A 25,423-nucleotide genomic window follows, 5' to 3' on the forward strand; every position below is an offset into this window, starting at 1 on the left:
GTGGGGAAAATTATGCCTTTTCCGGTTGCCTGTATTGAATCGCTCGACCATGAAGGACAGGGCATTGCCCATGTCGACGGTAAAACCATCTTTATCGGCGGTGCCTTGCCCTATGAACGGGTGGAGTATTCCAGCTATCGTAAAAAACCCAGCTTTGAAAAAGCCGATACCGTTAAGGTGTTAGAAGAAAGTTTTTTACGGACACAACCAGCCTGCCCACATTTTGGGGTCTGTGGCGGGTGTTCGATGCAGCATGTTGAACCAACAGGACAAGTTGCGGCTAAACAACGGGTATTAGAAGACAACTTAGCGCATATTGCCAAAGTTAAACCAGAAACCATTCTGCCTCCAATTTATGGCCCCACTTGGCGTTATCGCCATCGTGCACGTTTGTCAGCACGTTGGGTCGAAAAGAAAAATACCATTTTGGTCGGGTTTCACGAGCGGCGGTCGAGTTTTATCGCCGATATGCAGCAATGCCATATTTTGCCGCAACGTATCTCCGATTTAATGGTGCCTTTGCGTGGTTTAGTACGGCAGTTGTCGATTTATAACCGTATGCCACAAATTGAAATCGCCTGCGGTGAATATGTCGATGCTTTGGTGTTGCGTAATATGGATGCACTGACCCAAGCTGATGAACAACATCTGCAAGCCTTTGCTGATCAATATAACCAAGGGCGAGAACAGCCGTTGCAATTCTGGTTGCAGCCTCGTGGCCCAGACAGTGTCTATCCATTTTATCCCTTGGATGTGCCACAACTGAGTTATACCCTGCCAGATTTCTCGATTGAGATGCCGTATAAGCCGACTGAGTTTACTCAAGTCAACCCGGGGATTAATCGGGTGTTGGTGAAGCGTGCGCTGGCGTTGCTCAATCCACAAGCAGGAGAACGGATTGCCGATATGTTCTGTGGTTTGGGTAACTTCACTTTGCCGATTGCACGCAGCGGTGCCACGGTATTGGGGATGGAAGGCAGTGCACAGCTGATCGAACGCGCTGTTGAAAATGCCGACTTCAATGGCCTGAAAGACCGTACCCAATATCAAATTGCTAACTTATTTGAAATCGATGAAGACAAACTGGCGGCATTGGGCCGTTTTGACAAAATGTTAATCGATCCACCGCGTGATGGCGCTTTGGCACTGTGTAAAGCGTTTACCGATGACACTGCACCACAGCGGATTGTCTATGTGTCCTGCCAACCAGCGACCTTGGCGCGTGATGCAGCGGTGTTAGTCCATACCAAGGGTTACACCCTTAAAGCGGCTGGTATCGTGAATATGTTCCCACATACCGCACATGTCGAATCAATAGCTTGGTTTGAAAAAACAGCGCCATGTAAAACTGCTGCAGAACTTGCTGCGATGGAAGACGCGTCTATCACAGCAGAATAACTGTGTCCGTCCGACCGGCTGGTGCTTGTGCTAGCCGGTTTTGCCCTGAGTTTGAGCCCCAAGATTAAACCGCGAAGGAAATATGCGATGAATGCGCCTTTTATTGCCGAGTTAGATCATTTAGCCGTATTGGCTTTTACTGGGCCTGAAGCACAAAGTTTTTTGCAGGGGCAGTTATCTTGTGATGTGCGCGAAGCGGATGGACAACGCTGCCGTTTAGCCAGCTATTCCACGCCCAAGGGCCGGATGCAGGCGAGTTTTATCCTATGGCAAGCGGCTGCCGACACTTATCACTTGTTGGTGTCGGCGGATTTGGCCGAGGCGACATTAAAACGTTTGTCGATGTTTATCCTGCGGGCAAAAGTCAAAGCCAGTTTGCTGACTGAGGCGAAAATCTACGGTCTAGTGGGGGCAGAAGCACGGCAGGCCGCTGCTACGGCGTATGCCACGTCGCCGGTGACAGATTGGCAACAGCAAAGCGCTGCACCAGTACATCTATTGGGGCTACCAGAACAGCGGGCAATGGTTGTTGTGACAGACGGTACACCTCTTGCCCCTGCCTTGGCGACCTTGCCGCAGGCGCCGCATACGGAATGGCAACGGCAGGATATTGTGGCGGCAGTGCCGTGGATTACGTTGCCAACCAAAGAAATGTTTGTGCCACAGATGTGTAATTTGGAACTGTTGGGAGGGGGGATCAGTTTTCAAAAAGGGTGTTATCCGGGCCAAGAAATCGTCGCTCGCACGCAATATATCGGCAAGGTCAAGCGTCGGATGTTTCCTGCTCAAGTTGCCGCTCATGCCCAAGCTGGTCAACCGTTGTTTTGTGCGCTGACCGGTGAACAAACGATTGGGAATATTGTGTCTGCTGTCGCCAATGATGATGGAAGTAGTGATGTGTTAGCGGTAGTGCAAGCCAGCCATCTTGCCGATGGCATCCACCTCGGCTCACCCACAGGCCCCACGCTCAGTTTTGCTGAATTGCCCTACGCCCTACCCGCATAACCCCGTTGTATTTTTTTAAAGGTGGATAGGCTTTGCTGATCTACCACTAAGGGCGAACCGATGCGTTCGCCCTTTTTTATGCTGCCGCAGTAACAACATTAAAATTGGTAAATCCCTTGTTTGGGTGGAGGGGAGATGGTGATGGGTTGTTGCAGCATGTCCCGCACATTGGCTTCAATGTTGTAGCACAGCACCGACAGCGGTAAATCATTGCCTTCTTTACCAAAAGGTTCTTCTAATTCATCTCCCAGACAATCCAATGCGAGATAGGTGTAAGCAACAAACACCGCGATAAAAGGTGTTAGCCAACCGATACTGTTCACTAATGCCAACGGCAATAACAAACAGTAAATGGTCACTGTTCGATTCAACAACACCCGATACGTAAATGGAATTGGCGTTGTCGAGATGCGTTCACAGCCCCCAATGGCTTCTGATAGCTCGTCTAAATTCTGATTGATCGCTAGCCACTGTGTATCGCTGATGCGTTGTTGTTGCAGCCATTGTTGATTGCTTTGGTGTAACCATAACAACAAGCGCGCCATACGGTGGCGGCTGGTTTCAAGTTCTGCTCGCTGTTCATCGTTCAACAACCGTAAGAGGTGTTGACTGACATCATCATTACGCAGCTGTCCTTTTAAAACATAGTTGAGCGCGCACATCGTTTCTAAAAATTGAATGGAGTCACCTGTCTTACCTAATGCGGCTGAGACTTTGCCAGTGAGAGAACGAGACACGATATACAAACGTCCCCACAATTTACGCGCCTCCCAAAAGCGGTCGTAACTGGCTGAATTACGAAAGCCTAGGAAAATCGCGAGCGAGACACCCAGTAGGGTAAAGATAGAGATATTGAGTGTTGATTGTGCGTGGTGGCTAATCCACCAATGGTGAATCAGACCGGCGACAACAGATAAGCCAAACACCAACCATAAACGAGACATGACACGAGGCAAAACCGAACCGTGCCATACAAATAATAAACGTAGCCAGTGATAACGGGGTAAAACAATCATGGGTGGGAACCCTACCAAATGAATCAGCCACCATGGTACGCCACGGTGGCTGTGTTGGCGAAGGGCTGCGATTAGGCGAGGTCTTCGAACAGGGGAGTGGACAGATAGCGTTCACCGAATGAGGGGATAATCACCACAATGGTTTTGCCTGCGTTTTCAGGGCGTTTGGCTAATTCAAGCGCGGCGTATGTTGCTGCCCCTGAGGAAATTCCCACCAGCAAACCTTCTTTTGCCGCCATTTCGCGCGCGGTGCGGAAAGCATCTTCATTTTTGACACGGAATACTTCATCGTAAATTGCCGTATTCAAAATTGCTGGCACAAATCCGGCGCCAATCCCTTGAATAGGATGCGGCCCTTTTGGCCCACCAGATAACACCGGACTGGCATCTGGCTCAACTGCAACGACTTTGACTTCGGGTTTGCGGGCTTTTAAGACTTCACCCACGCCGGTGATGGTGCCGCCGGTACCGACGCCAGAAACGAAAATATCGACGTTGCCATCGGTATCACGCCAGATTTCTTCTGCCGTGGTGTTGCGGTGGATTTCGGGGTTGGCTGGGTTTTCAAATTGTTGCGGGATAAAGTAGTTGGGGTTGCTGGCAGCCAATTCATTGGCTTTCGCAATGGCACCGCTCATCCCTTCCGCGCCCGGACTTAAAACCAGCTCTGCGCCATAGGCACGCAATAGCATACGGCGTTCACGGCTCATGGTTTCGGGCATGACGATGATTAAACGATAGCCGCGTGCCGCGCAGACCATCGCGAGGCCAATTCCGGTATTGCCGGAGGTGGGTTCTACGATCACCGTTTCTGGCCCAATTTTACCAGCGGCTTCGGCGGCATCGAGCATGGCTAAGGCGAGGCGGTCTTTGACGCTGTGGGCGGGGTTGAAGAACTCTAGTTTGGCTAACACGGTGGCTTGTGCGCCGTCGGTTAGGCGGTTGAGCCGAACCAGTGGGGTGTTGCCGATCAATTCTGAGACGTTTTGTGCGATTTTCATGGGCGGTTCTCACGGGAACAGGAAACAACAGGGCAAACTATACCTGTGCCATCGCTTGAAGACACGGTTAATAAGTTATTTGTTTACAACTAACTTTTCTTTTCATGATGTATGCTTGGAAAGTGGTTGTGCTGGGTTGATAAGATCTAATCTATGGGCGATTAGCTTTCATCATCACCATCATGGTAGGTGTCATAGATTTCTTTAACCGTCTTTCCCTGAAATAACCAATGAGGTGAGGGTTGAAGCGGATAATCTTCTGCAAGGCCAAGCACTTTGCGTGTCGCTGCGGTCAGTGAGCATTCTTCGCCGTTGTATTCGACTTTTTTTTCGGTGAGAACTTTCACTTCTACACCACCACTTTTGAACTGAAGGGTTGAGCCGATTGGTATGCCAATCTCGACGAAGTTCATCCTTGGTCTACGCGATTCTCTCAAGTTAACTGCTGACTGTTTATCCGCCGCATCGGTTTCAGACTCGATTTGCTTCTCGAATTGCGTCGTTATTTCATCGACTTTCAAAAGCTTCAATATGGCAATTACTCGCTCTGGTTCGAGTTTAAAGAATTCTCTATTTGGGTTGATTCGTGAATTACCGAAGGCAAAATGTAATGCCCTCTCAACTTCTGAGGCGTCTTTGACTTGGCAGGCAAAAGCACAGTCGAACGGGACTGGAACCCCTGTTCCGTATAACTGTTTCATTCTGTCTTCAACTTCTAGCTGAGTTGTCATCCCTATCTTTATCAAGCCGGGCATTGCAGGGTTCGTTAGAACATAGACGATTTGGTTCTCTGCCATGACGATTTCTCTATCCTTAACGATGATAGCTAACGCTAAGTTGGGTGATGAGGGCAACCCAACATTGCGTTGCTGTGGCTGTGTTGGTTTAATTCAGATTAGCCTAAGCGACTATAGTATAATGACAAATGGGCGATCTATGTAGTGGACACATAGCTGCTGCGATAGCAGTAATGTCCGTATCGGTAGGTGTGCGCCACAACAGCACAAACTATCACTGTGCCATCGCCGGAAGACACGCGATAATAAGTTATTCGTTTACCTCCCACTTTTCTGTTCATGACCTCCAGCATTTTCCCGCCAGTGTTCTTAATCGGGCCGACGGCCTCTGGCAAAACCCAGCTTGCCTTGAGTCTTGCCGAATTCTTTCCTCTCGAAATCATCAGCATTGATTCTGCCTTGGTCTATCGTGACATGGACATTGGCACAGCAAAACCATCGCCAGCCGAACAAGCCGCTGTTCCCCACCATCTGATAGATGTCATTTCACCACTAGAAACCTACTCCGCCGCTGCCTTTCATCACGATGCCATGCGCTTGATTCACGATATCCAACAGCGCGGCAAATTACCCTTGCTAGTCGGTGGCACCATGCTTTACGTCAAAGCCCTGTGCGAAGGTTTATCCGACCTACCACCAGCAGATCCCGTACTACGGCAAACCTTAGAGCAACAGGCGGCCAGCGAAGGATGGCCTGCTATGCACGCACGTTTAGCCGTACTCGACCCAACGACGGCTGCGCGGTTAAAACCTACTGATAGCCAACGTATTCAACGTGCTTTAGAAATTTGCCTATTAACAGGTCAGCCGATGTCGGCCCAACTGGCGGCGCGGAGTGCGGCACCTTTGGCAGACCCGAAACATTTTTTTGCCTTAGTTCCTTCAGATCGCCACCTTTTACACCAGCGGATTGGCTTGCGTTTTGAACAGATGTTGACCCAAGGGCTGTTAGAAGAAATGGCGACGTTGCGTAAAAACTATCCAACCTTACACCCCGATTTGCCGTCCATGCGCTGTGTTGGTTATCGCCAAGCATGGCAATACCTCGATGGTGAATGCTCACGCGAGGAAATGGTGGAAAAAGGCATTGCCGCAACCCGACAACTGGCAAAACGACAGCTAACTTGGCTACGCAGTATGCCGAATTTGACCACATTGGATTGTGTCGCCGGCGATCCTTTCCCCATGCTGTTACAGCAATTACAAAGCCTATTGGCCGCTGAGTGTCATTAAGAAGGCTGGCGAGGATGGCGGAGGTATCGAACACTCAATAGAATTAGGTTATGATCCGTATAATTGCGGGTGATACCGATACATTTTGCTTTTTTGCTAGCTGTAGATGTTTTAGTGGTTGCTTTTTGCAGTATTCCGGTTTGTGCTGCCACAGCCAATGTAGCGGTCTGAAGTCAATTAACGATGGGGTGCCATGTGTCAGCGATGTCTTCTGTGCAAAGCCATGAATTACAGCGATTTATTATGCTGCGAGAAGGCATTAAAGAAGTGGCATTTCGCGCATTTCAAATCAAACTGTTAGCCTTGAATGCCACTTTGTTGGCAAAACGCTTTGGTGAACAAGCGCGTGGTTTTGTGGTGATTTCGACAGAGCTGCGCGACTTTAGCCAGCTATTGCGAACACAAATGGAAGGGTTAGGCGAGAACAGTACCAAGCTAGTCTCTTTGGCCAGCTATGAGCTGAAATTATTGCGCCAGTTAAATCTATTGACCCGTGCAGGGCAACACACCGCACACGACCGGCTGCAAAATGCACAAGGCCAGTTGCAAACCCAGCATCAGCAATTACAACGACAAATGGGACAGATTCATAGCGCGATGCAAACATGGGTCGATGATGCCTATCAAGCCTGTTTATTTGGGACGGTCATTGCGCGCACCGCAAAAATTGAAGCCGCCCACGCTGGCCCACTTGGCGCGGCGTTAGCGGATGCGTCTAATCAATTTTCCAACTATGTCGAACAAATTTTGCCTAATTTAGAACAACTTAAACAGGCGCTGAAAGGGTAGAGCGTGAAGAAAGCGACGGCTATTTTTGAGGAAGGCCATCATCGTTGGTATGCCATTGCCCGCGATCCAATGCGGCCCAGTTTCTTGATTGATACCAATGAATATCTGGTGCAATCAGGACATGATGCGCTGTTGACTGATCCGGGGGGGATGGAAATTTTTCCGGCGGTGTTCAGTGCCTTGGCCGAAGTGGTCGATCCAACACAAGTCCGGCAAATTTTCGCTTCCCACCAAGACCCCGATGTGATTTCTTCGCTGGCGCTGTGGATTGCGTTTAACCCTAATATCCGTTGCCATATCAGTCGTTTATGGGAGACTTTTATTCCCCATTTTGGCGGTGATAAACAAACCCTGATTGGCATGCCGGATGAAGGAAAAGAGCTGCATGTCGGGGTGGCGCAATTGCAAGCGGTAAGTGCGCACTATTTGCATTCCTCCGGCAATTTTCATCTGTATGACCCAACGGCCAAAATTCTATTTAGCGGTGATGTGGGTGCCGCTTTATTGCCAGAAGATGATAACGCGCTGTATGTGAAAGATTTCGACCGCCATATTGCCTATGCCAAGGGTTTCCATGTCCGTTGGATGGGATCGAATCAGGCAAAACGTGATTGGTGCGAACGGGTCAGTAAACTGACCATCGAGCAGTTATGCCCACAACACGGGGCGATTTATCGCGGTGCCGATGTGATGCGTTTTATCAATTGGTTTGATGAATTGAAAGTCGGTATGGCTTAAACAAGGCGGGTGCCATAGGCGCCCCCGCCTTATTTTGATCCGTTAGACGCGCTCGCCCCACAGATCATGTTCATCGGCATCGACAATTTTCACGGTTAAGAAATCTCCCGCTTTTGCCCCTGCCACACCGTCGATAAACACCGCCCCATCAATCTCGGGCGCATCGGCCATCGAACGACAGCATAAACCGTCTTCTTCCTCATCGACTTCATCAACCAACACCGTCATGGTACGGCCAATTTTTTGTTGCAACTTGGCCGCGCTGATGCGTTCTTGCACCTCCATAAACCGCGCTTTGCGTTCTTCTTTTAAGGCTTCAGGAATGTGGTCTGGCAAGTCTTTTGCTGTCGCGCCATCGACATTCGAATAGGTGAAACAGCCGACACGGTCTAGCTGTGCTTCTTCCAAAAACTCTAATAACTGTTGGAAATCGGCTTCGGTTTCGCCAGGGAAACCGACAATAAAGGTAGAGCGTAAGGTGATATCAGGACAGATGCTGCGCCATGTGCGAATGCGCTCCAGTACATTTTCGCTATTGGCTGGGCGTTTCATGGCTTTTAAGACTTTTTGTGAAGCATGTTGGAATGGGATATCCAAATACGGCACCACCAAACCCTCGGCCATCAAAGGAATCACCTCATCGACACTCGGATAAGGATAAACATAGTGCAACCGCACCCATGCACCCAATGATCCCATCTCGGTTGCCAATTCTTTCAGGCGAGTTTTCACAGGCCGACCTTGCCAAAAACCACTGCGGTATTTCAAATCGACGCCATAGGCTGAGGTATCTTGCGACACCACCAGCAATTCCTTCACTCCACCTTTCACCAAGTTTTCTGCTTCTTGTAACACTTCATGCACCGGACGGCTGACTAAATCGCCACGCATCGAGGGAATAATGCAGAAAGAACAGCGGTGGTTACAGCCTTCGGAAATTTTTAAATAGGCATAGTGTTTTGGGGTTAAACGCACGCCGGTACCGGGCACCAGATCGACAAAAGGATCGTGCGGTTTTGGCAAATGATGATGGACGTGTTCCAACACTTCAGCCGCCGCGTGTGGGCCGGTGACTGCTAACACGGAAGGATGGACATTGCGCACCATCGCCCCTTCTTCACGAGCGCCAAGACAGCCGGTGACAATCACTTTGCCATTTTCATTCAATGCTTCGCCAATAGCATCCAACGATTCAGCCACCGCATCATCAATAAAACCGCAGGTATTGACCACGACTAAATCCGCCCCTGCATAATCTTGGGCAATCTCGTAACCCTCTGCACGGAGGCGGGTCAAAATTTGTTCTGCATCGACACTGGCTTTAGGACAGCCAAGGGAAACCATGCCCACTTTAGGCGCGGAAAAAGAAGTCTTCATAAAACGTTGAAATCCATAGGTAATCAAAAGCCAAAACAGAAAACCGGCTGCATTGGCAGCCGGTTGAACACAAAGCGGATTTTAGCGCATCCCCACGCGCTGTGCTGATTAACGTCCTTTAGCTTCTAAACGGTCAAGCTGTGCATGGACTTTATCCCACCCTTCTTCTGCTGCATCCTGCACTGGCTCTGCCGCCGGTATGGTATTCACCGCCGGTGCCGCTGGTGTGGATGTCACGTCTAACGGTATGTTCATTTTAACTTCGGCCTCCACCTGTACCGATGATGTGGGGTCGGTGGCTACGGGTGTTGCTGGCGGTAAGCTGGGGATGGCCGTTGGGGTATGCGTTGGCGCGGCGACGGTTTCTGCTGGCCCATTAGGGTTTAGCCCGGGTTGCAGGGTTTCCGTTTGATTTGGGCGTACGATATTAGGCCGTGGCTCAATCGGTGCTTGGCTTTGTGTTAACCAAGTAAAGCCAGCGAAACTGATACCCAGCAACGCAAAGACAAGTGCTGCAATAAAAACAGTTCGCATCGATTTAGGCTGCCTGTGAGCTAGGTTCAATCCGCGCCACAAACAAACCGCTGCCACTTTGCACAATGCGTGCATTCGGGGCTTGTTGTTGAATATCACGAATCACGCTGCTTGGCGTCCCATTAGGCACTTGGACAATCATCCGGCCACCATTGCGCCGCGCCAAATCGTTCATTCGCTGATAGGCTGTGGCGGCTTTGGGATGTAAACGTCCACCAGTAACTGTACTGTCATAGCGTGTTTTGACGGTGAAATCATCAAGCTGGCGCGATTGGCTGTTGCGTGGTTTTTCGCTATTGGCAGGGGCGGTATAAGGACGGGTGCGTACTTGGGGGGCAATCCCTGTATCACGGCGGATTGATTCAGCGGTGGTTAATGCGTCTTCGAGTTCACGTTGACGTTGTTCATAACCAATCAGCGCACCGGCTCCGCCACCAATGGCCGCACCAATTAACGCGCCTTCTCGTCCGCCAACAATCGCCCCTGCTGCGCCACCAATCAGTGCACCAAGACCGGCACTGCGTGCCACGGAAGTTTGACTACGACCGGTGTTAGGATCGACGGTGCTACAGCCACTCACAGTTAACATCGCTGCCGCGACAAGGCCGCAAAGATAGCGTTGTTGCATAAGAAGCTCCCTTCTGTTTTTGTTTAATAGTTTGCAATATTAAAACAGGCTGAGGGCAAATATTCATCTATATTAAGCGGTGCCCTAGCCTCCGCTAGCTGGCGGAGAGAATGTTCAAGCGTGCACCAACCATGGGTTGATGATTTGCAAGCCATCGATCCCCTCAAAGTCAGACACATTACGTGTTGCTAAGATCAGATTGTGCGTGAGTGCAATGGCAGCAATTTGGGCATCTTCGGTGCTAATGGGGCGCCCCATGCGCGTCCGTTGGGCGACAATCGTTGCGTAATGGAGTGCTGCATACTCATCGAATGGCAGGCAGCGTTCGCCGAAGTCCTCTTCGAACATTGCTTGCGCTGCTTGTGTCAAGGCCGATTGACGTTTCCCCGCTGGCATCAATGCCAAACCGAGTGCAATTTCAGCGCGGCTAATGGCACAGACCCATACTTGTTCAGCAGGGAGGCGATCCAGCCATGTTGTCACTGCTTCAGAAGGTTGTGGACGCATGAATTCGGACAACACATTGGTATCGAGCAATTTCACAGCGCGTTAACCCCAATCCGGTGGGGTGCGTGGTAGCTGGCGCGAGGGAAGCTCAAAATCTGCCTCAGCCACTTCCGCAAAACGCTGTTTTAGTCGTTGTCCTAAGGGTTGTGGTTGGGATACCCGCACCAAAGCTTCACGCAGAATGCGGCGAGCTTCTTCTTCCATCGACACTCCATGCTGTGCAGCGCGGATACGCAGCGATTGCTTGATGGAGTCGTCCATATTCCGAATCGTCAAGGTTGCCATAGCGACACCTTTTGAGTGATATCAACGACAGTATTGTAGTCATTGATATCACTCCTAGCAAAGCGGACTCGGCGTTGCTTTTGCGGTTTAGCCGACGGGATGTGAGCTTAAATAAATTTGGTTGCTAACCAGAATAAGCCACCAGAGAGCAAAATGGTTGCTGGGAGAGTGAAGACCCATGCCAGTAAAATGCTACGGACTGTGCTGCCTTGTAAGCCACTGCGGTTTGCTACCATTGTCCCTGCGACAGCAGAAGATAACACATGCGTGGTAGAGACCGGCATACCGGTGAAACTGGCAATCCCAATCGCCAACGAAGCGGTGATTTGTGCTGATGCACCTTGGGCATAAGTCATACCGGTTTTACCGATTTTTTCACCCACGGTTAACACAATCCGCTTCCAGCCCACCATCGTACCTAAACCCAGAGCCAAGGCAATCAAGACAATCGCCCATTGTGGTGCATATTCCGTAGGAACCACCAAATCTTTACGCAGCTTGTTTAAGTCAGCTTTATCGGTGGAAGGTAAACCGGGCAATGCTGCTACTTTTTTCGCAGTATTGTCCAAGCACAGAATCAAACGGCGGACTTGACGGCGATCATCAACATTTAAGTCGGCATAGCCCTTCAAACCATCTAACCGTTGTTGCAACAAGGCAATAGCAGGCAACGTGGTTTCGGCTTCACAAGCAAACGCCTCGGGCAACACAATGCCGGCTTTGCGCGGTGGTTTGACATGCTCACTTAGCAAAGCAGCATGGCGCTGATAAAACTCGCCCATTTGTACTGCTGCGGCGCGGGTACGTTCAATTTGATAAGGTGTATTCGTCAAATCAAGCACAAATTGTGTGGGTGCTAAACCAATCAACACCAGCATTAACAGCCCAATCCCCTTTTGACCATCATTTGAACCGTGGGCAAAACTCACGCCCATGGCCGAGGCAATCAAGGTAAAACGTGTCCAGAACGGTGGGCGTTTTTTGCCATCAAAGTTTTTCCGTTCTTCGGGGGTGAAATGCAAGCGGGTATTGCTGGCATAACGGCGTAACACCAATAACATGCCGCCGGCAACCAAGAAACCAACTGTTGGCGAAATTAACAGCGACAGCATGATATCAATGGCTTTGCCGGTGTTAATCCCTTGATTCAGTGGAATACCGTTCATCAGCGAGTGGGCAATCCCCACACCGAGAATTGAACCAATCAAAGTATGTGAACTCGAAGCTGGCAAACCAACATACCATGTGCCGAAGTTCCATAAAATCGCCGAGGCCAACAGGGCAAAGACCATCACGAGGCCATGACCCGAGCCGACATTAAGAATCAGCTCGACGGGTAATAAATGGACGATGGCATAGGCAACACCCAATCCACCGAGCATCACCCCAAAAAAGTTAAAAATACCGGATGCCACCACCGCCAAATTAGCGGGCATGGCTTTGGTGTAGATCACGGTCGCAACAGCATTCGCTGTGTCGTGAAAACCATTGATAAATTCATAGGCGAGAACAAAAAACAACGCCAACAGCAGACTGGCGCTGGCACCGAGCGACAGATCGTGAAAAAGCTCGAACATGAGAGGGAAACAAGGAGTCAAAGACGGGCGCTATTATTGCCGAAACAAGGCTGCTTTAGATGAATTTTCATCAAAAAGAAACATTATTTTAATCTGGCAGGGCTGTTTTGCCCAAAAATGGTGCGTTGTTGCTGTTAAGGCTGTCTTGCTGTCGCATCAATATAAGAAATGACCCAGCAGCTGATCGCTGTTTGCATACAATATGTGTTTCAATGGCGTCGCTGAATCGCCACTGTTGCGGCCATCCCGCACACAGTTGGCATTTGCGATATTTCCATTCGAATGTGTCTCTCTTTTCTACCCCAGAGAGACCTCCCTTAGACAAGAAAGGCAGTGTTGCGACTATGGTATGGACCGTGAATGACAGTAGAAATGTATATGGCATTCGTCACTGGGGCGTCAACTTTTTTGATGTTGGCGAACAAGGGAATGTCATTGTGCGGCCGAATGGTCGCGAAGGCGCCGAGGTCGATTTATACCAGCTGACACATACGCTGCGTGACAATGGTTTATCACTGCCCTTATTGGTGCGTTTCCCCGATATTTTGACCCAACGTGCGCGCCGTATCGTCGAGGGATTTACGCAAGCGCAAGCTGAATATGATTATCCAGCCGGCTATACCTTACTCTATCCGATTAAGGTCAACCAGCAAGAAGCAGTGGTCAAAGGGATTATTGCCGACAGTAGTTTGCCGATTGGACTCGAAGCTGGCTCAAAGCCTGAATTGATGGCTGTGTTGGCATTGGCTCCACAGGGTGCCACCATTGTCTGTAATGGCTACAAGGACCGTGAATTTATTCATCTTGCTCTGATTGGACAAAAGCTTGGTCATCGCGTGTTTATCGTGATTGAAAAAGAATCCGAAGTGCAATTGGTGATTGAAGAAGCCCAACGCCTAGGGGTGATGCCAAATGTTGGGCTGCGGGTGCGGTTATCTTCACTGGCCAGCAGTCGGTGGGCTGATTCCGGTGGCGATAAGGCAAAATTTGGTTTATCGGCGGCGCAATTGATTGCGGTCAGTGAGCGTTTTATTGCGGCAGGGCTGAAACAAGCGGTACGCCTACTCCATTTCCACATGGGATCACAAATTGCCAATATTGCCGACTATCGGCGTGGTTTCCGTGAAGCGTTGCGTTACTACGGCGAATTATCCGCCTTGGGGTTACCACTCGATCATTTGGATGTCGGCGGTGGCTTAGGTGTGGATTATGATGGCACACAATCGCGCAATGACAGTTCCGTCAACTATTCCATCGGTGAGTATGCAGAAACCATCATTAGCATGGTGAAAGACTTTTGTGCCGAGCAAGCGATTCCATGCCCGCATGTGATGAGTGAATCTGGACGTGCGTTAACTGCCCACCATGCCGTATTGGTGGTCAATGTCACCGATGTGGAGCGTGCTAACGATAGTGTGCCATCGGTGAGCAGCGAGGAGCTTGAACAGCTGGCGACACCTGTTGTTAAGCTATATGAACTTGCCACTTCCACCGATATTTTAACCGCCACAGAAACCTATTTCCGTGCCGGTCAGTATGTGTCAACGGTGGCGGAAATGTATGTCGATGGTGCTGTGTCGTTGCGTGAAAAAGCGCTGGCTGAACAGTGCTATGCTGCCTTATGTCGCCGCATTTATGGGGCATTGAATACCCTACAACGCTCACACCGACCGGTATTCGATGAACTAGGCGAGAAACTGGCAGATAAGTATTTCTGCAACTTTAGCGTGTTCCAATCGCTGCCAGATACTTGGGCCATCGATCAATTATTGCCTATTGCGCCTATTCACCGTTTACAAGAAGCCCCCACCCGCCGTGCCGTGTTACAAGACCTAACCTGCGATTCCGATGGCCGTGTAACACAGTATGTCGATCAACAGAGTATTGAATCGACCATGCCTGTGCATGATGTGGCGGTGGGTGAAGAATATCTGTTGGGTGTCTTTTTAGTTGGGGCTTATCAAGAGATTTTGGGCGATATGCACAATCTGTTTGGCGATACCGATAGCGTCAACGTGTATGTCGATGCCTCGGGCGCGGTGCGCTTTGGCGGCGTGGAAGTTCACGACACCATCGAAGATATGCTGCGTTATGTCCATCTGCAACCCGATGAATTGATGAATCGTTATCGTGATAAGGTGTGGGCTGCCTCGACCTTGAGCGGTGATGAACGCCGGCACTTCTTAGAAGCATTGCGAACTGGCTTAACCCATTCCTCTTATTTGGTGGTGTAAATGCGAACACCGGATCGGTATTGGGATATTTTTTGTCGTGTCGTAGATAATTATGGCGACATTGGGGTGTGTTGGCGTTTAGCACAACAGCTGGCGCAAGACTATGCCCTACCGATTCGGCTGTGGGTAGATGACTTGGTGAGCTTTGCTCATATTGAATGCCGTGTGCAAAGTCATCTACCAAAACAAACGGTGGACGGCATCTCCATTTATCACTGGGTCTTAGAACAAGAGTCGCTTACCCCGGGTGAAGTGGTGATTGAGGCATTTGCCTGCGGTCTGTCTGACGCCTTTTTACAGGCGATGGCACGCTGCCAACCACCGCCACAGTGGATTAACCTAGAATATCTTTCCGCAGAGGCATGGGTAGAAGGATGCCATCTGAGCCAATCGCAGCATCCGCGCTTGCCATTACAACAAACCTTTTTCTTTCCCGGATTTTCTAGCAATACCGGTGGTGTTTTGGGCAGTGATGCCAGCTTGCGAGCTCGCGATGCTTTTTTAGCTGATGCACTGCAACAAGCTGATTTCTGGCAACAACTTGGCCTATCGGCTCCTGCGGTTGATGAACTCACCATTTCTGTTTTTACCTACGAACCGCCAGCATTGGTGAGTTGGTTACAAGTGTTAGAACACAGTCCACAGCCAGTACGCTTGTTAATACCGAACGACCGCGCAGCGAACATGGTGGCGGCTTACTACGAACATCCTTTTACAGCGGGGGCTTGTCTGCAACGAGGTAAGCTCACGCTGCATAACCTAGCATTTGGCAACCAAGCTTTTTTTGATCGTTTGTTGTGGAGCTGTGACATCAATTTTGTCAGGGGCGAAGATTCTTTTGTGCGGGCGCAGTGGGCGGCCAAACCTTTTTTCTGGCATATCTATCCCACCGAGGACGGCGCCCATTGGCAGAAATTAGAAGCTTTTTGGCAGGGTTACAGCGCCTCATTACCTGCTGACCTACAACAACTGGGTTGGTCTAATTGGCATTGGTTAAATGCGGATGTTGTACCCGAGGTTGGGCAGTTGGCGATGCAATGGCAAACTTGGCTCAATCATCTCCCTCAGTGGCAACGCCATGCCCGAGATTGGCAACGTCAGCTCTCACAACACGGACATCTTGCCGCCAATTTAGTGCGTTGGGTACGGCGATAACACCGTTTCGCTCTGTTTTATCAAGCAGAGGGACATTTTCCTTGTATCTATTCTAAGCACCAAAAAAGAGCAGAGTAAGCTGCTTCTCTGTGCTGAACGATAAGCGAGGTTGCTCGAGTTGTGGGTTTTCCTGCACCAGATTTGATTGCTTAAATTTATCTTAAGAAAAATCTCTTTCATAAACAAATGCCTATAAAAATAGGCATTAGGCTTGCTTATGGTGCGTCCAACTTGCAATCAATCCTCGGAGATAGGCAGATGGATCACAGTTATAGTGCACAAGATGTGCTTTTTATCTTGTTGGGCGCCATTATGATTTTGGCGATGCATGCTGGTTTTGCTTTTTTAGAGTTGGGAACGGTGCGCCGAAAAAACCAAGTGAATGCCTTGGTTAAAATTCTGACCGACTTTGCTGTGTCGGCCTTGGCTTACTTTTTCATCGGCTATAGCGTGGCGTATGGCGTCAATTTCTTTGCTTCAGCACAAGAGATGACCAGCAACCACGGTTATGACTTGGTTAAATTCTTCTTTTTATTGACTTTTGCTGCGGCAATTCCAGCAATTGTGTCCGGCGGTATTGCTGAACGGGCACGTTTCCATCCGCAAACATTAGCCACCTGTATTCTTGTTGGTTTGGTCTATCCATTTTTTGAAGGCATTGCTTGGAATGGTCATTTTGGTTTGCAAGATTGGTTGCAACAGCAATTTGGTGCCACTTTCCATGATTTTGCCGGATCGGTGGTGGTGCATGCGGTGGGGGGATGGATTGGTCTAGCCGCTGTTCTACACTTAGGTGCCCGTAAAGGTCGTTATTCGCGTGAAGGCCACGTAGCAGCGCATCCGCCTTCTTCCATTCCATTTTTGGCACTGGGCGCATGGATCTTAATTGTTGGCTGGTTTGGCTTTAATGTGATGAGTGCACAAAAAATCGAGGGCATTAGCGGTTTGGTGGCGATGAATTCGTTAATGGCAATGGTGGGCGGCACTTTGGTGGCGATGGTGATGGGGAAAAATGACCCCGGGTTTATCCATAACGGCCCGCTGGCTGGTTTGGTTGCCGTCTGCGCAGGTTCTGACATCATGCACCCAATCGGTGCTTTGGTTGTTGGATCGGTGGCAGGTGCGATTTTTGTATGGATGTTCACCGTGACCCAAAACCGTTGGAAAATCGATGATGTTTTAGGTGTGTGGCCATTGCATGGTATCTGTGGCGTGTGGGGTGGCCTTGCCGCCGGCATCTTTGGACAACAGGCTCTGGGCGGTTTGGGGAATGTCAGCTTGATGGCACAACTGATTGGTACTGGGTTAGGCGTGGTGATTGCTTTTGTCGGGGGCTATGTGGTGTATGGAGTGTTAAAGAAAACCATCGGCATTCGATTAGATGAGGAAGAAGAATTTAACGGGGCCGACTTGTCTATCCATCGCATTACCGCTACACCTGAACGAGAAACCCATTTCTAATGTTGACTTGTTAAAAAGCCTCATCGAAATCAGATGAGGCTTTTTTGTTTTGCTATCCAAGTTTTTCACTTAAGCCACTACTTCGTTGTACCCTTTTTCCGATGGCTCTTTTAAAAACCTCTTTTCCATTAGGGGGGAAAACCAAAGTGCATTTCTCTTTTGAACGTGTAATGGCTGTGTAAATCAGTTCTGAAGTCAGAATTGCACTGTGTTGATCGGGAATGACTAATACGGTATGAGTAAATTCTGAACCTTGAGATTTATGAACCGTCATCGCGAAGACAGTTTCTACATCGTTTAAGCGAGATGGAACCACCCATTTAATCACTCCCTTGGCTACTTTAAAGGCAACACGCAGTTCAGGTTGACCATCTTCTTTTTCTGGGTCAGACCATCTTAGCGTGATACCAATATCACCATTCATCAGATCTAAATTATAATTGTTTTTTGTTACCATCACTGGCCGACCGTGATACCAGCTTTTTCTATCTGAAAGAATGTTGAGTTCATGCTTAATATGGTTTTCGACAACCTGATTGACCCCTTCAACACCCCATACCCCTTCCCGAATGGCTGTTAAAATCTGAAAATCATTATATGTATCTAATACTTTCTCTGCCCATTGGTCTTGCATGTTTGATATTTTTGTTTTTTGAATGAATAAGTTCTGATTTTTTAACAAGTCAAGGTATGGCTTATAGCTGTTTAATAAATCAAGCCACTGTTTATTTTTGTAATCATGGATGGTTATTGTGGCAACAGTATCGTTTTTCTTAAAGAAGGGAACAAATTTCTCCTCCCATAATTCATGCTGTTGCTTAGGTTCGGCATAGAGATACTGTTGCAGCAACTTAGCTAACTGACCAATGCCCTCTTCGGCATTAAAACGGTGGCTATGTCGTAACATCACAATATGATCAGCGACTGCTGGAGAGGAATCGTCAAGTGTTTTTAATTGAATGCCTGTCATTTGTGTTAAATGATTGACTAAATTCGACGAAGCAAACAACGTTGGCTCGTTTTGCTGCTTTAATTTCATTAACGGGTAGTCCATACATAGACTCCCTAACACTGTGCCTGCTTCTACGGAAGCTAATTGTTGGTGATCGCCCAGTAGAATTAAACGTGCATCTGGAGGTAAAGCGTCCAATAATTTAGCCATCATTTCTAAATCAATCATTGACGCTTCATCAATCACTAATACATCCAGTGGTAATTGCATATCAGAGTGATACTTAAACTTTCGACTTTCTGGCCGCGCGCCAAGTAAGCGATGCAATGTCGCCACCTGAGTTGGGAGTGCTGCTATCACTTTTTCTTTATCTTCTGCTGTTTTAAATAACGGAGATAAAGATTCTGATAGTGATTTTAATTGTTGACCGATTGATTCTGTTAATCGTGCAGCTGCTTTGCCTGTTGGTGCAGCTAGTCGAATCACCAATGGTTTTTGGTGCTGTTTAGATTGAAGTATTTGCAATGCTGCTAAAATTTTTACCACTGTGGTGGTTTTACCCGTACCGGGCCCACCTGAAATCACAGCAAAACGCTGTTTGATAGCTAAAGCTGCAGCCACTTTTTGCCAATCTGGGGAAGTGTTACCTACTGGTGTTGGGAATAAGGCTGTCAATGTTTTTTGAATAGTTATATCGGGTAGACAGATATCAATTTTGTTTTTAAATCGCTGCTGTAAAGCATTAGCAACCTGACATTCATACTGATAATAACGACGTAAATAAAGCCGAGGGGAATCGAAATAAAGTGGGGCGACTGTATTAGGCTGGGTGCTCACACTATGAGATTGCAGCAAGATATCCGTCCACGCTTTTAAACTGATATGTTCAACCCAGTCCTTGAGCTGCCGTAGCTGAGCAATATCTTCCTCTTCTTCAACTCGAAGATGGATAACCTCACTTAAAGATTGATCTAGCGGTAAGGCGGGGTGCCCTTTACCTAAGTTAGCGCTGGTTAAGGCCGCAGCGAGTAGCACTAATGGATGTTCTTTTGGAGAACAATCGTAAAGAAAACGAGCAAAGGCAACATCTAGGGGGCGCAGGCCGTGATAGTGTTGCCATTGTTGCAGATCATGTAGCAAATCGTCGGTGGTCAGTAGCATGAGAGAGTTCTCTGTGAAAAATATGGCTTAATCATAAGGCAATAACAACTATCTGAAAAATGAGGAGCGATGACCATGCGAAAAAAACTACCCATCGGTATCCAAACCTTCGCCAAAATTCGCGAAGACAACCATTACTACATCGACAAAACCCCGATGGCTTACCAACTGGTGACACAGGGCAGCCATTACTTTTTATCCCGTCCACGTCGTTTCGGCAAAAGCTTGTTCCTTGATACCTTAGCTGAACTGTGGGCAGGGAATGAGGCGCTTTTTCAAGGGCTATGGATTCACGATAAATGGGATTGGTCGGTGTCCTATCCGGTGATTCGCATCAGCTTTGCCGAAGGTGTCATGCACTCGCCTAAAGCATTACAAGAACGAATTCAGCATATTTTACAGTCCGAGGCGGAACGGTTTGGACTGAACTATCGTGCCAATTCGATTGTTGATCGTTTTATTGATCTGATTCAACACGCACACAAACAGTCGGGGCAACGGGTTGTCGTATTGGTGGACGAATACGACAAACCAATTCTCGATAATCTGACCAATCCAGAACTCGCCAAAGCGATGCGCGATGAGCTGAGGAATTTATATTCAGTGATAAAAGGTCAGGATGCGGTGATTAAGTTCGTGTTTCTGACTGGGGTATCAAAATTCAGCAAAGTGAGTTTGTTCTCTGGGCTGAACAACCTGAATGACATCACCCTTGATGCCGAGTATTCAGCGATTTGTGGTTACACCGACCACGATATTGACACGGTTTTTGCACCGGAATTAGCTGGGTTAGACCGAGAGCAGATTCGTGAGTGGTACAACGGTTATAACTGGCTGGGTGAATCAGTCTACAACCCATTTGATGTGCTGTTGCTGTTTCAAAAACGCCAATTCCGCGCCTATTGGTTCGAAACCGGCACACCCACTTTCTTAATTGACATCCTGCGCCAACGCCAAGCCTTCACCCCAGAGTTATCACAGTTGGTGACGATGGAAACGTTGTTATCGCGCTTTGATGTTGAAGACATCCCGACCGAAGCACTGATGTTCCAAACCGGCTATCTCACTATTGCGGATAGCTTCCACATGGGTGCTTTAACCGAATACACCCTGAAATATCCCAACCTAGAAGTCCAAGCCAGTTTAAATGGCGTGTTGCTGGAAATGTTAATGGGCAATTCTTCATTGCCACATCAATACACCGGACAGTTATATCGGTTGCTCAGCAAAGCGGATGTTTCCAAGCTCGAAACGCTGCTGCACGCTTTATTCGCTAGCATTCCCTATGACTGGCAACGCAACAACGCCATTGCCCAATACGAAGGCTATTACGCCAGCGTGTTCTACAGCTACTTCGCTGCACTTGGCTTAGACATCCGCCTTGAAGACATCACCAATAAAGGCCGCATTGACATGGCAGTGTTATTTAATCAACACGTGTATTTGTTTGAATTCAAAGTCGTTGAAGCCACACCACAAGGCAAAGCCTTACAACAACTACAAGAGCGAGGCTATGCCGAGAAATACCGCAGCCGAGGTGAGCCGATTCACTTAATCGGGATTGAGTTTAGCCGTGAACAGCGGAATGTGGTCGGGTTTGAGTGGGCGACACTGATGGTGAAAGATTGAGCTGTGCATGAGCAAGGATGCCTCATGCACAAAATTTTTTCCGTAAATTAAGCTGCTTGTGTCAGTTGGAAGTACCACTGATGATGAGGTTCTTCTTCATTTTGTGCGACTGCGCTGGTTTGCTGTGTGGCATGGCGTAACCAATGTGTTGCCATAGCTGCATCAGCATTCACCCCAATTCCATATTCATAGCATTGCGCTAAACGAAATTGTGCTGCGATTTGGTTTTGTTCGGCGGCCTGTTGATAGTGGCCCACGGCTTGGCACTCGTCTTGGATAACACCGTGGCCATATTCATAGCACAAACCTAATTGGAACTGAGCATCTGCATCACCTTGTGCAGCGGCTTTTTCAAACCAAAACACAGCGGCTTGGTAATGCTCTGGTAAATGTGTTTGTTCGCTGTAGTACATGCCTAAGGCAAATTGTGCGCTGACATGGTTTTGTTCAGCTGCTTTGCGATACCACACTGCTGCAATATCCACTTGTTTTTCCACGCCCACACCGTAGGCATAGCACAGCCCAAGGTGATATTGCGCGGCAGCATGATCGAGTTCTGCAGCTTTACGATACCAAAACACGGCTTGTTCGTATTGCCATGTTTCATCGTAGTGCATGGCGATACGAAATAATTCTTCCCCTGCTTCTTTGTGGAATCGTAAGTTGTTGAAACACATAAAGTCAGTTCCCAAAAGAGGTGCTTAATGAGTGTGCTGCTTGCTTAAATCGCAAAACGAACAGTTGTTTTGCTGCAATCATCTCAATAATTTTGCAACAAGGATTTGCGCTAAATCATTATTTGATAATTTTAACAAAGAACATAATGTTCTGTCACATCATTGTTATGCTTTTGTGCTTTGTTGTCTAGTCCTTACTGTATCGTAATAGTCGAAGGCCGTTTAAAACCACTAAAAGACTGGCGCCAACGTCTGCGAACACTGCCATCCACAGCGTGGCATAGCCAAGGAAAGCGAGTAGTAGAAATACGGATTTAATCAGTAATGCTAATAAAATATTTTGTTTTAGCGCTCTTCGGGTGTGTTGGCTGAGCTGGATAAAGGTGACAATCTTGTGTGGTTTGTCGTCCATGATGGCGACATCAGCTGTCTCAAGCGCCGTTGCTGTCCCTGCCGCTGCCATAGCAAAACCAATATCTGCACGCGCTAAAGCAGGGGCATCGTTAATGCCATCGCCGACCATACCGACTGTGCCATGAGAGTGTTGTAATTTTGCAATAGCCTGCCATTTTTCTTCTGGAAGAAGGTTGCAAACGACTTCTTTGATGCCTGTGGCCGCTGCAATGTGGTTGGCACTGGTTTGATGATCGCCAGTCAGCATCACCGTATGAATGCCTTTGTCACTTAAGGTGCTGATGGTTGTGGCACTGTCGTCGCGCAGGCTATCTCGTAGCGAAAAAATCGCAACAATTTGTTCTGTATGAGCAAGCACGACAACGCTATCTCCTGTCTGCTCTATTTCACTCAGACGATGTGCGGTGGCAGTTGAAACAGGCACAAAGCTTTGCAACCAACTTGCTTTGCCAAGAAAATAAGAGACCCCCTCAAGCTTACCGCAGATGCCTCGACCGGCTTCAGTGTGGAAATCTTGAATGTGCTGTGTTGCCAAAAATCCATGCTGTTGTTGTGCTGCCTGATAAATGGCTTGAGATAAGGGGTGGTTGCTGTGTTGCGCAAGCTGAGCCGCCAGCAACAACGCGCTATCCTCAGAATAGGGTGCGAAGACAGTGATTTTGTGGAGTTGAACACGGCCGCTGGTGAGTGTGCCGGTTTTATCAAAGGCAATGGCACGCAATTGGCTGCCCAATTCTAAGTATTTCCCTCCTTTAATAATGATGCCGCGTCGAGCAGCGGCTGCTAGACCACTGACGACAGTGACTGGGGTGGAGATGACCAAAGCACATGGGCAAGCAATAACTAGCATCACCAAGGCTTGATATAAACCTTGTTGCCAATCGCCACCAAATAGCGGTGTCAGGAGGGCAAGTAAAACGGCCAACAATACGATAATCGGTGTGTAATAACGCGCAAATTGATCGACAAAACGCTGCGTGGGGGCGCGTTCACTTTGCGCTTGTTGAATGGCATCGGCAATACGTTGCAGTGTGCTGTGTTGTGCATCAGCGGTCACAGAGATTTCAACGACACCATCACAGACAATACTTCCGGCATAAACGTCATCACCGGCTTGTTTTTCAACGGGTACGCTTTCGCCTGTGATAGGCGCTTGGTTAACACTGGCATGACCATGCTTTAATTTTCCGTCTAAAGGGACGCTTTCTCCCGTACGAATCCGAATGGTTTCACCAATCATTACCTCGCGTACAACCACTGTTTGCCACTGCGAATGTCGATACACTTCGGTTTGCTCTGGCGTTAAACCATGAACAGATTCAATCGCGTGCCGAGCGCGCTCTAAGGAACGCGCTTCGATGGCTTCTGCTAACGCAAATAAAAACACCACCATCGCTGCTTCTGGCCATTCGCCAATGAGCATGGCACCGATCACTGCCAACGACATTAAAAAATAGATATTGATCGTTCGGTGTTTGAGCGCAATCCAACCCTTGCGTAAGGTGGTTAACCCTGCACTACACAATGACAGCAAAGCTAAGCTCATCACCCATAAAGAATTTTCATCTCCTGAGTACCATGCCAAACTTTCTGCAAGCAAAGCCGTTGTTCCCCCGAGGGCAAGTTGCCATTTCAGTTGACGATTGATAGCCGGCGGTAAACTGGGCGGCGTTTGTTGTTGGTCCAGACAAATAGCATGCATCCCAATCGTGCGTAATTTCTCTGTGATGGGCGTGGTTTCGCTTAACCGGTGGTATACCGTCAGCTCTCGAGCCAGTAAATTAAAAGCAAGATGCTTGATTTCAGGCATCGTGTTTAAGGCTTGGCGAATCAGCTGCTCTTCGGTTGGACAATCCATATTGTCAATGCGATAGCGCACTTTAGGCAGGCTAAGCATCTCGCCATCTGTCATGGCAGTGGTTGGTGAAGCTGTCGAACCTGAATTTGGTGTATGGCATTCTCCATGACACCCGCAACTCCCGGTTTTTACCGAGATAGGTTGTAGCGAAATCACTCGTTTAGATGGGCTGGACATGGTGCAATTCCATACAAAAATTAGCGATGGAATCATTACACACCCTATAGTCGCTATAGGGTCAAGCCGATCTAACAAGGGAAATTCAAAAATGAAAATTGGTGAACTAGCACGGTTGACAAATTGCGAGGTACAAACCATTCGCTTTTACGAACGCGAAGGTCTCTTACCCATTCCTGAGCGCACAAACAGTGGTTATCGGGTTTATCAAACACAGCATGTCGTTGCGTTAAATTTTATTCGGCTTTGTCGTGCTTTAGGGATTGGGCTAGCTGATATTCGCCGCTTGCGAGATTTGCAAGTTAACCCAGATCTGGCATGTGATGAAATTAACCATTTGATCGACCAACAAATTCAACGTATTCATCAGCAGGTTGAATCATTGCAAGTATTAGAGAATCAGCTACGCCAGTTACGGGAAACGTGTCATCACAATCAGAAGGCCAGCGAATGTGGCATTATTCGCCATTTGCAACAGGCGGCAGCGATAACGGTAGCTGAGAAATAAAGGAGCCATTATGTTGAGAGCACTCTCAGCAAAATTATTCAGCATCAATGTAGGTGTAATGATTGTTGTATTGGGTTTAATGTTGCCGATGGTGGCTGAGGCGAAAGGCGGGAAAGGCCGTGGACACAGTGGGCATGCTGCCCATGGTTATTCTCATGGCTATAAAAAAGACAAGCCCAAAAAATATGGCCATGATGCGAAAAAATCGGATGATGATTGCCGATGTGGAACTGGGCGACAGTGTATGGGGCCTCGTGGCGGGATGTTCTGTTTCAGCCCTTCTGGCAAGAAACGCTACTTTTGAAATGCTAG

Annotated in this window: 23 protein-coding genes; 11 read left to right on the forward strand and 12 right to left on the reverse strand. The window is 48.4% G+C overall.

From position 1 onward, the window contains the following. The first annotated feature begins 12 nt into the window (after window positions 1–12). Window positions 13–1,398 carry a 23S rRNA (uracil(1939)-C(5))-methyltransferase RlmD gene (rlmD, locus tag ACYVJG_RS02255; RefSeq protein ID WP_460429573.1) on the forward strand — a complete coding sequence of 462 codons (1,386 nt, stop codon included), beginning with the start codon at window positions 13–15 and terminating at the stop codon, window positions 1,396–1,398. An 87-nt stretch (window positions 1,399–1,485) separates the two neighbouring features. Then, on the forward strand, window positions 1,486–2,403 hold the full coding sequence (gene ygfZ / locus ACYVJG_RS02260) for a CAF17-like 4Fe-4S cluster assembly/insertion protein YgfZ (RefSeq protein WP_460429574.1): 918 nt from the start codon (window positions 1,486–1,488) through the stop codon (window positions 2,401–2,403). 98 nt (window positions 2,404–2,501) lie between these two features. On the opposite strand, the gene ACYVJG_RS02265 is transcribed toward ygfZ, so the two are convergent. The 3 genes from ACYVJG_RS02265 to ACYVJG_RS02275 all read right to left on the reverse strand — a co-directional run bounded on the left by ACYVJG_RS02265 (window position 2,502) and on the right by ACYVJG_RS02275 (window position 5,217). Next, a complete protein-coding gene (locus tag ACYVJG_RS02265; protein ID WP_460429575.1) occupies window positions 2,502–3,419 on the reverse strand; it encodes a bestrophin family protein in 918 nt (305 codons plus the stop codon). Between the two features lie 71 nt (window positions 3,420–3,490). After that, on the reverse strand, window positions 3,491–4,420 hold the full coding sequence (gene cysK / locus ACYVJG_RS02270; RefSeq protein WP_460429576.1) for a cysteine synthase A: 930 nt from the start codon (window positions 4,418–4,420) through the stop codon (window positions 3,491–3,493). A gap of 161 nt (window positions 4,421–4,581) precedes the next feature. Further along, window positions 4,582–5,217 carry a GIY-YIG nuclease family protein gene (locus ACYVJG_RS02275; RefSeq protein ID WP_460429577.1) on the reverse strand — a complete coding sequence of 212 codons (636 nt, stop codon included), beginning with the start codon at window positions 5,215–5,217 and terminating at the stop codon, window positions 4,582–4,584. 279 nt (window positions 5,218–5,496) lie between these two features. Here ACYVJG_RS02275 and miaA point away from each other — a divergent pair, with 279 nt between their 5' ends. The 3 genes from miaA (at window position 5,497) to ACYVJG_RS02290 (ending at window position 7,977) form a co-directional block, all read left to right on the forward strand. After that, window positions 5,497–6,450: a tRNA (adenosine(37)-N6)-dimethylallyltransferase MiaA gene (gene miaA, locus ACYVJG_RS02280; protein WP_460429578.1), complete on the forward strand. Its 954-nt coding sequence runs from the start codon at window positions 5,497–5,499 to the stop codon at window positions 6,448–6,450. Between the two features lie 204 nt (window positions 6,451–6,654). Beyond that, complete coding sequence (locus tag ACYVJG_RS02285) at window positions 6,655–7,239, forward strand: hypothetical protein (RefSeq protein ID WP_460429579.1); 585 nt, start codon at window positions 6,655–6,657, stop codon at window positions 7,237–7,239. Window positions 7,240–7,242: 3 nt separating this feature from the next. Next, a complete protein-coding gene (locus ACYVJG_RS02290; RefSeq protein ID WP_460429580.1) occupies window positions 7,243–7,977 on the forward strand; it encodes an oxygen-binding di-iron domain-containing protein in 735 nt (244 codons plus the stop codon). A 42-nt stretch (window positions 7,978–8,019) separates the two neighbouring features. On the opposite strand, the gene rimO is transcribed toward ACYVJG_RS02290, so the two are convergent. From rimO to ACYVJG_RS02320, 6 genes are all read right to left on the reverse strand, one after another. After that, entirely contained in the window at window positions 8,020–9,354 is a 1,335-nt protein-coding gene (rimO, locus tag ACYVJG_RS02295; protein ID WP_460429581.1) for a 30S ribosomal protein S12 methylthiotransferase RimO, read from the reverse strand. Between the two features lie 108 nt (window positions 9,355–9,462). Then, window positions 9,463–9,888 carry a hypothetical protein gene (locus ACYVJG_RS02300; RefSeq protein WP_460429582.1) on the reverse strand — a complete coding sequence of 142 codons (426 nt, stop codon included), beginning with the start codon at window positions 9,886–9,888 and terminating at the stop codon, window positions 9,463–9,465. A gap of 4 nt (window positions 9,889–9,892) precedes the next feature. Then, the gene (locus ACYVJG_RS02305; RefSeq protein WP_460429583.1) at window positions 9,893–10,516 is read right to left on the reverse strand and encodes a glycine zipper domain-containing protein; all 624 of its coding nucleotides are present in this window, start codon (window positions 10,514–10,516) and stop codon (window positions 9,893–9,895) included. Between the two features lie 114 nt (window positions 10,517–10,630). Continuing rightward, the gene (locus tag ACYVJG_RS02310; RefSeq protein WP_460429584.1) at window positions 10,631–11,059 is read right to left on the reverse strand and encodes a PIN domain-containing protein; all 429 of its coding nucleotides are present in this window, start codon (window positions 11,057–11,059) and stop codon (window positions 10,631–10,633) included. Window positions 11,060–11,065: 6 nt separating this feature from the next. Next, window positions 11,066–11,308, reverse strand: coding sequence for a FitA-like ribbon-helix-helix domain-containing protein (locus tag ACYVJG_RS02315; protein ID WP_460429585.1), 243 nt, complete (start codon window positions 11,306–11,308; stop codon window positions 11,066–11,068). A gap of 107 nt (window positions 11,309–11,415) precedes the next feature. Next, a complete protein-coding gene (locus ACYVJG_RS02320) occupies window positions 11,416–12,885 on the reverse strand; it encodes an inorganic phosphate transporter (protein WP_460429586.1) in 1,470 nt (489 codons plus the stop codon). A gap of 344 nt (window positions 12,886–13,229) precedes the next feature. On the opposite strand from ACYVJG_RS02320, the gene speA reads away from it, so the two are divergent. From speA to ACYVJG_RS02335, 3 genes are all read left to right on the forward strand, one after another. Then, window positions 13,230–15,119: an arginine decarboxylase gene (speA, locus tag ACYVJG_RS02325; protein ID WP_460429587.1), complete on the forward strand. Its 1,890-nt coding sequence runs from the start codon at window positions 13,230–13,232 to the stop codon at window positions 15,117–15,119. After that, window positions 15,120–16,274 (forward strand): elongation factor P maturation arginine rhamnosyltransferase EarP, encoded by a 1,155-nt coding sequence (earP, locus tag ACYVJG_RS02330; RefSeq protein WP_460429588.1) that lies wholly within the window; start codon window positions 15,120–15,122, stop codon window positions 16,272–16,274. 258 nt (window positions 16,275–16,532) lie between these two features. After that, window positions 16,533–17,735 (forward strand): ammonium transporter, encoded by a 1,203-nt coding sequence (locus ACYVJG_RS02335; RefSeq protein ID WP_460429589.1) that lies wholly within the window; start codon window positions 16,533–16,535, stop codon window positions 17,733–17,735. Window positions 17,736–17,787: 52 nt separating this feature from the next. On the opposite strand, the gene recD is transcribed toward ACYVJG_RS02335, so the two are convergent. Continuing rightward, window positions 17,788–19,848 carry an exodeoxyribonuclease V subunit alpha gene (recD, locus tag ACYVJG_RS02340; RefSeq protein WP_460429590.1) on the reverse strand — a complete coding sequence of 687 codons (2,061 nt, stop codon included), beginning with the start codon at window positions 19,846–19,848 and terminating at the stop codon, window positions 17,788–17,790. 75 nt (window positions 19,849–19,923) lie between these two features. On the opposite strand from recD, the gene ACYVJG_RS02345 reads away from it, so the two are divergent. Further along, the gene (locus tag ACYVJG_RS02345) at window positions 19,924–21,477 is read left to right on the forward strand and encodes an ATP-binding protein (protein ID WP_460429591.1); all 1,554 of its coding nucleotides are present in this window, start codon (window positions 19,924–19,926) and stop codon (window positions 21,475–21,477) included. Window positions 21,478–21,524: 47 nt separating this feature from the next. On the opposite strand, the gene ACYVJG_RS02350 is transcribed toward ACYVJG_RS02345, so the two are convergent. Together ACYVJG_RS02350 and ACYVJG_RS02355 are read right to left on the reverse strand one after the other, a co-directional pair. After that, on the reverse strand, window positions 21,525–22,154 hold the full coding sequence (locus ACYVJG_RS02350) for a tetratricopeptide repeat protein (protein WP_460429592.1): 630 nt from the start codon (window positions 22,152–22,154) through the stop codon (window positions 21,525–21,527). Window positions 22,155–22,341: 187 nt separating this feature from the next. Next, entirely contained in the window at window positions 22,342–24,603 is a 2,262-nt protein-coding gene (locus tag ACYVJG_RS02355) for a heavy metal translocating P-type ATPase (protein WP_460429593.1), read from the reverse strand. Window positions 24,604–24,694: 91 nt separating this feature from the next. Here ACYVJG_RS02355 and cadR point away from each other — a divergent pair, with 91 nt between their 5' ends. Together cadR and ACYVJG_RS02365 are read left to right on the forward strand one after the other, a co-directional pair. Beyond that, window positions 24,695–25,111 (forward strand): Cd(II)/Pb(II)-responsive transcriptional regulator, encoded by a 417-nt coding sequence (gene cadR / locus ACYVJG_RS02360; protein WP_460429594.1) that lies wholly within the window; start codon window positions 24,695–24,697, stop codon window positions 25,109–25,111. 10 nt (window positions 25,112–25,121) lie between these two features. Continuing rightward, a complete protein-coding gene (locus ACYVJG_RS02365) occupies window positions 25,122–25,415 on the forward strand; it encodes a hypothetical protein (protein ID WP_460429595.1) in 294 nt (97 codons plus the stop codon). The last annotated feature ends 8 nt before the right edge of the window (window positions 25,416–25,423 follow it).

Source organism: Aquaspirillum soli (assembly GCF_054781915.1).

Bases quoted from the DNA above. Each gene is read 5' to 3' on its own strand.
- rlmD (WP_460429573.1), top strand. From the start codon at position 13: ATGCCTTTTCCGGTTGCCTGTATTGAATCGCTCGACCATGAAGGACAG.
- ygfZ (WP_460429574.1), top strand. From the start codon at position 1,486: ATGAATGCGCCTTTTATTGCCGAGTTAGATCATTTAGCCGTATTGGCT.
- ACYVJG_RS02265 (WP_460429575.1), bottom strand. From the start codon at position 3,419: ATGATTGTTTTACCCCGTTATCACTGGCTACGTTTATTATTTGTATGG.
- cysK (WP_460429576.1), bottom strand. From the start codon at position 4,420: ATGAAAATCGCACAAAACGTCTCAGAATTGATCGGCAACACCCCACTG.
- ACYVJG_RS02275 (WP_460429577.1), bottom strand. From the start codon at position 5,217: ATGGCAGAGAACCAAATCGTCTATGTTCTAACGAACCCTGCAATGCCC.
- miaA (WP_460429578.1), top strand. From the start codon at position 5,497: ATGACCTCCAGCATTTTCCCGCCAGTGTTCTTAATCGGGCCGACGGCC.
- ACYVJG_RS02285 (WP_460429579.1), top strand. From the start codon at position 6,655: ATGTCTTCTGTGCAAAGCCATGAATTACAGCGATTTATTATGCTGCGA.
- rimO (WP_460429581.1), bottom strand. From the start codon at position 9,354: ATGAAGACTTCTTTTTCCGCGCCTAAAGTGGGCATGGTTTCCCTTGGC.
- ACYVJG_RS02300 (WP_460429582.1), bottom strand. From the start codon at position 9,888: ATGCGAACTGTTTTTATTGCAGCACTTGTCTTTGCGTTGCTGGGTATC.
- ACYVJG_RS02305 (WP_460429583.1), bottom strand. From the start codon at position 10,516: ATGCAACAACGCTATCTTTGCGGCCTTGTCGCGGCAGCGATGTTAACT.
- ACYVJG_RS02315 (WP_460429585.1), bottom strand. From the start codon at position 11,308: ATGGCAACCTTGACGATTCGGAATATGGACGACTCCATCAAGCAATCG.
- ACYVJG_RS02320 (WP_460429586.1), bottom strand. From the start codon at position 12,885: ATGTTCGAGCTTTTTCACGATCTGTCGCTCGGTGCCAGCGCCAGTCTG.
- speA (WP_460429587.1), top strand. From the start codon at position 13,230: ATGGTATGGACCGTGAATGACAGTAGAAATGTATATGGCATTCGTCAC.
- earP (WP_460429588.1), top strand. From the start codon at position 15,120: ATGCGAACACCGGATCGGTATTGGGATATTTTTTGTCGTGTCGTAGAT.
- ACYVJG_RS02335 (WP_460429589.1), top strand. From the start codon at position 16,533: ATGGATCACAGTTATAGTGCACAAGATGTGCTTTTTATCTTGTTGGGC.
- recD (WP_460429590.1), bottom strand. From the start codon at position 19,848: ATGCTACTGACCACCGACGATTTGCTACATGATCTGCAACAATGGCAA.
- ACYVJG_RS02345 (WP_460429591.1), top strand. From the start codon at position 19,924: ATGCGAAAAAAACTACCCATCGGTATCCAAACCTTCGCCAAAATTCGC.
- ACYVJG_RS02350 (WP_460429592.1), bottom strand. From the start codon at position 22,154: ATGTGTTTCAACAACTTACGATTCCACAAAGAAGCAGGGGAAGAATTA.
- ACYVJG_RS02355 (WP_460429593.1), bottom strand. From the start codon at position 24,603: ATGTCCAGCCCATCTAAACGAGTGATTTCGCTACAACCTATCTCGGTA.
- cadR (WP_460429594.1), top strand. From the start codon at position 24,695: ATGAAAATTGGTGAACTAGCACGGTTGACAAATTGCGAGGTACAAACC.
- ACYVJG_RS02365 (WP_460429595.1), top strand. From the start codon at position 25,122: ATGTTGAGAGCACTCTCAGCAAAATTATTCAGCATCAATGTAGGTGTA.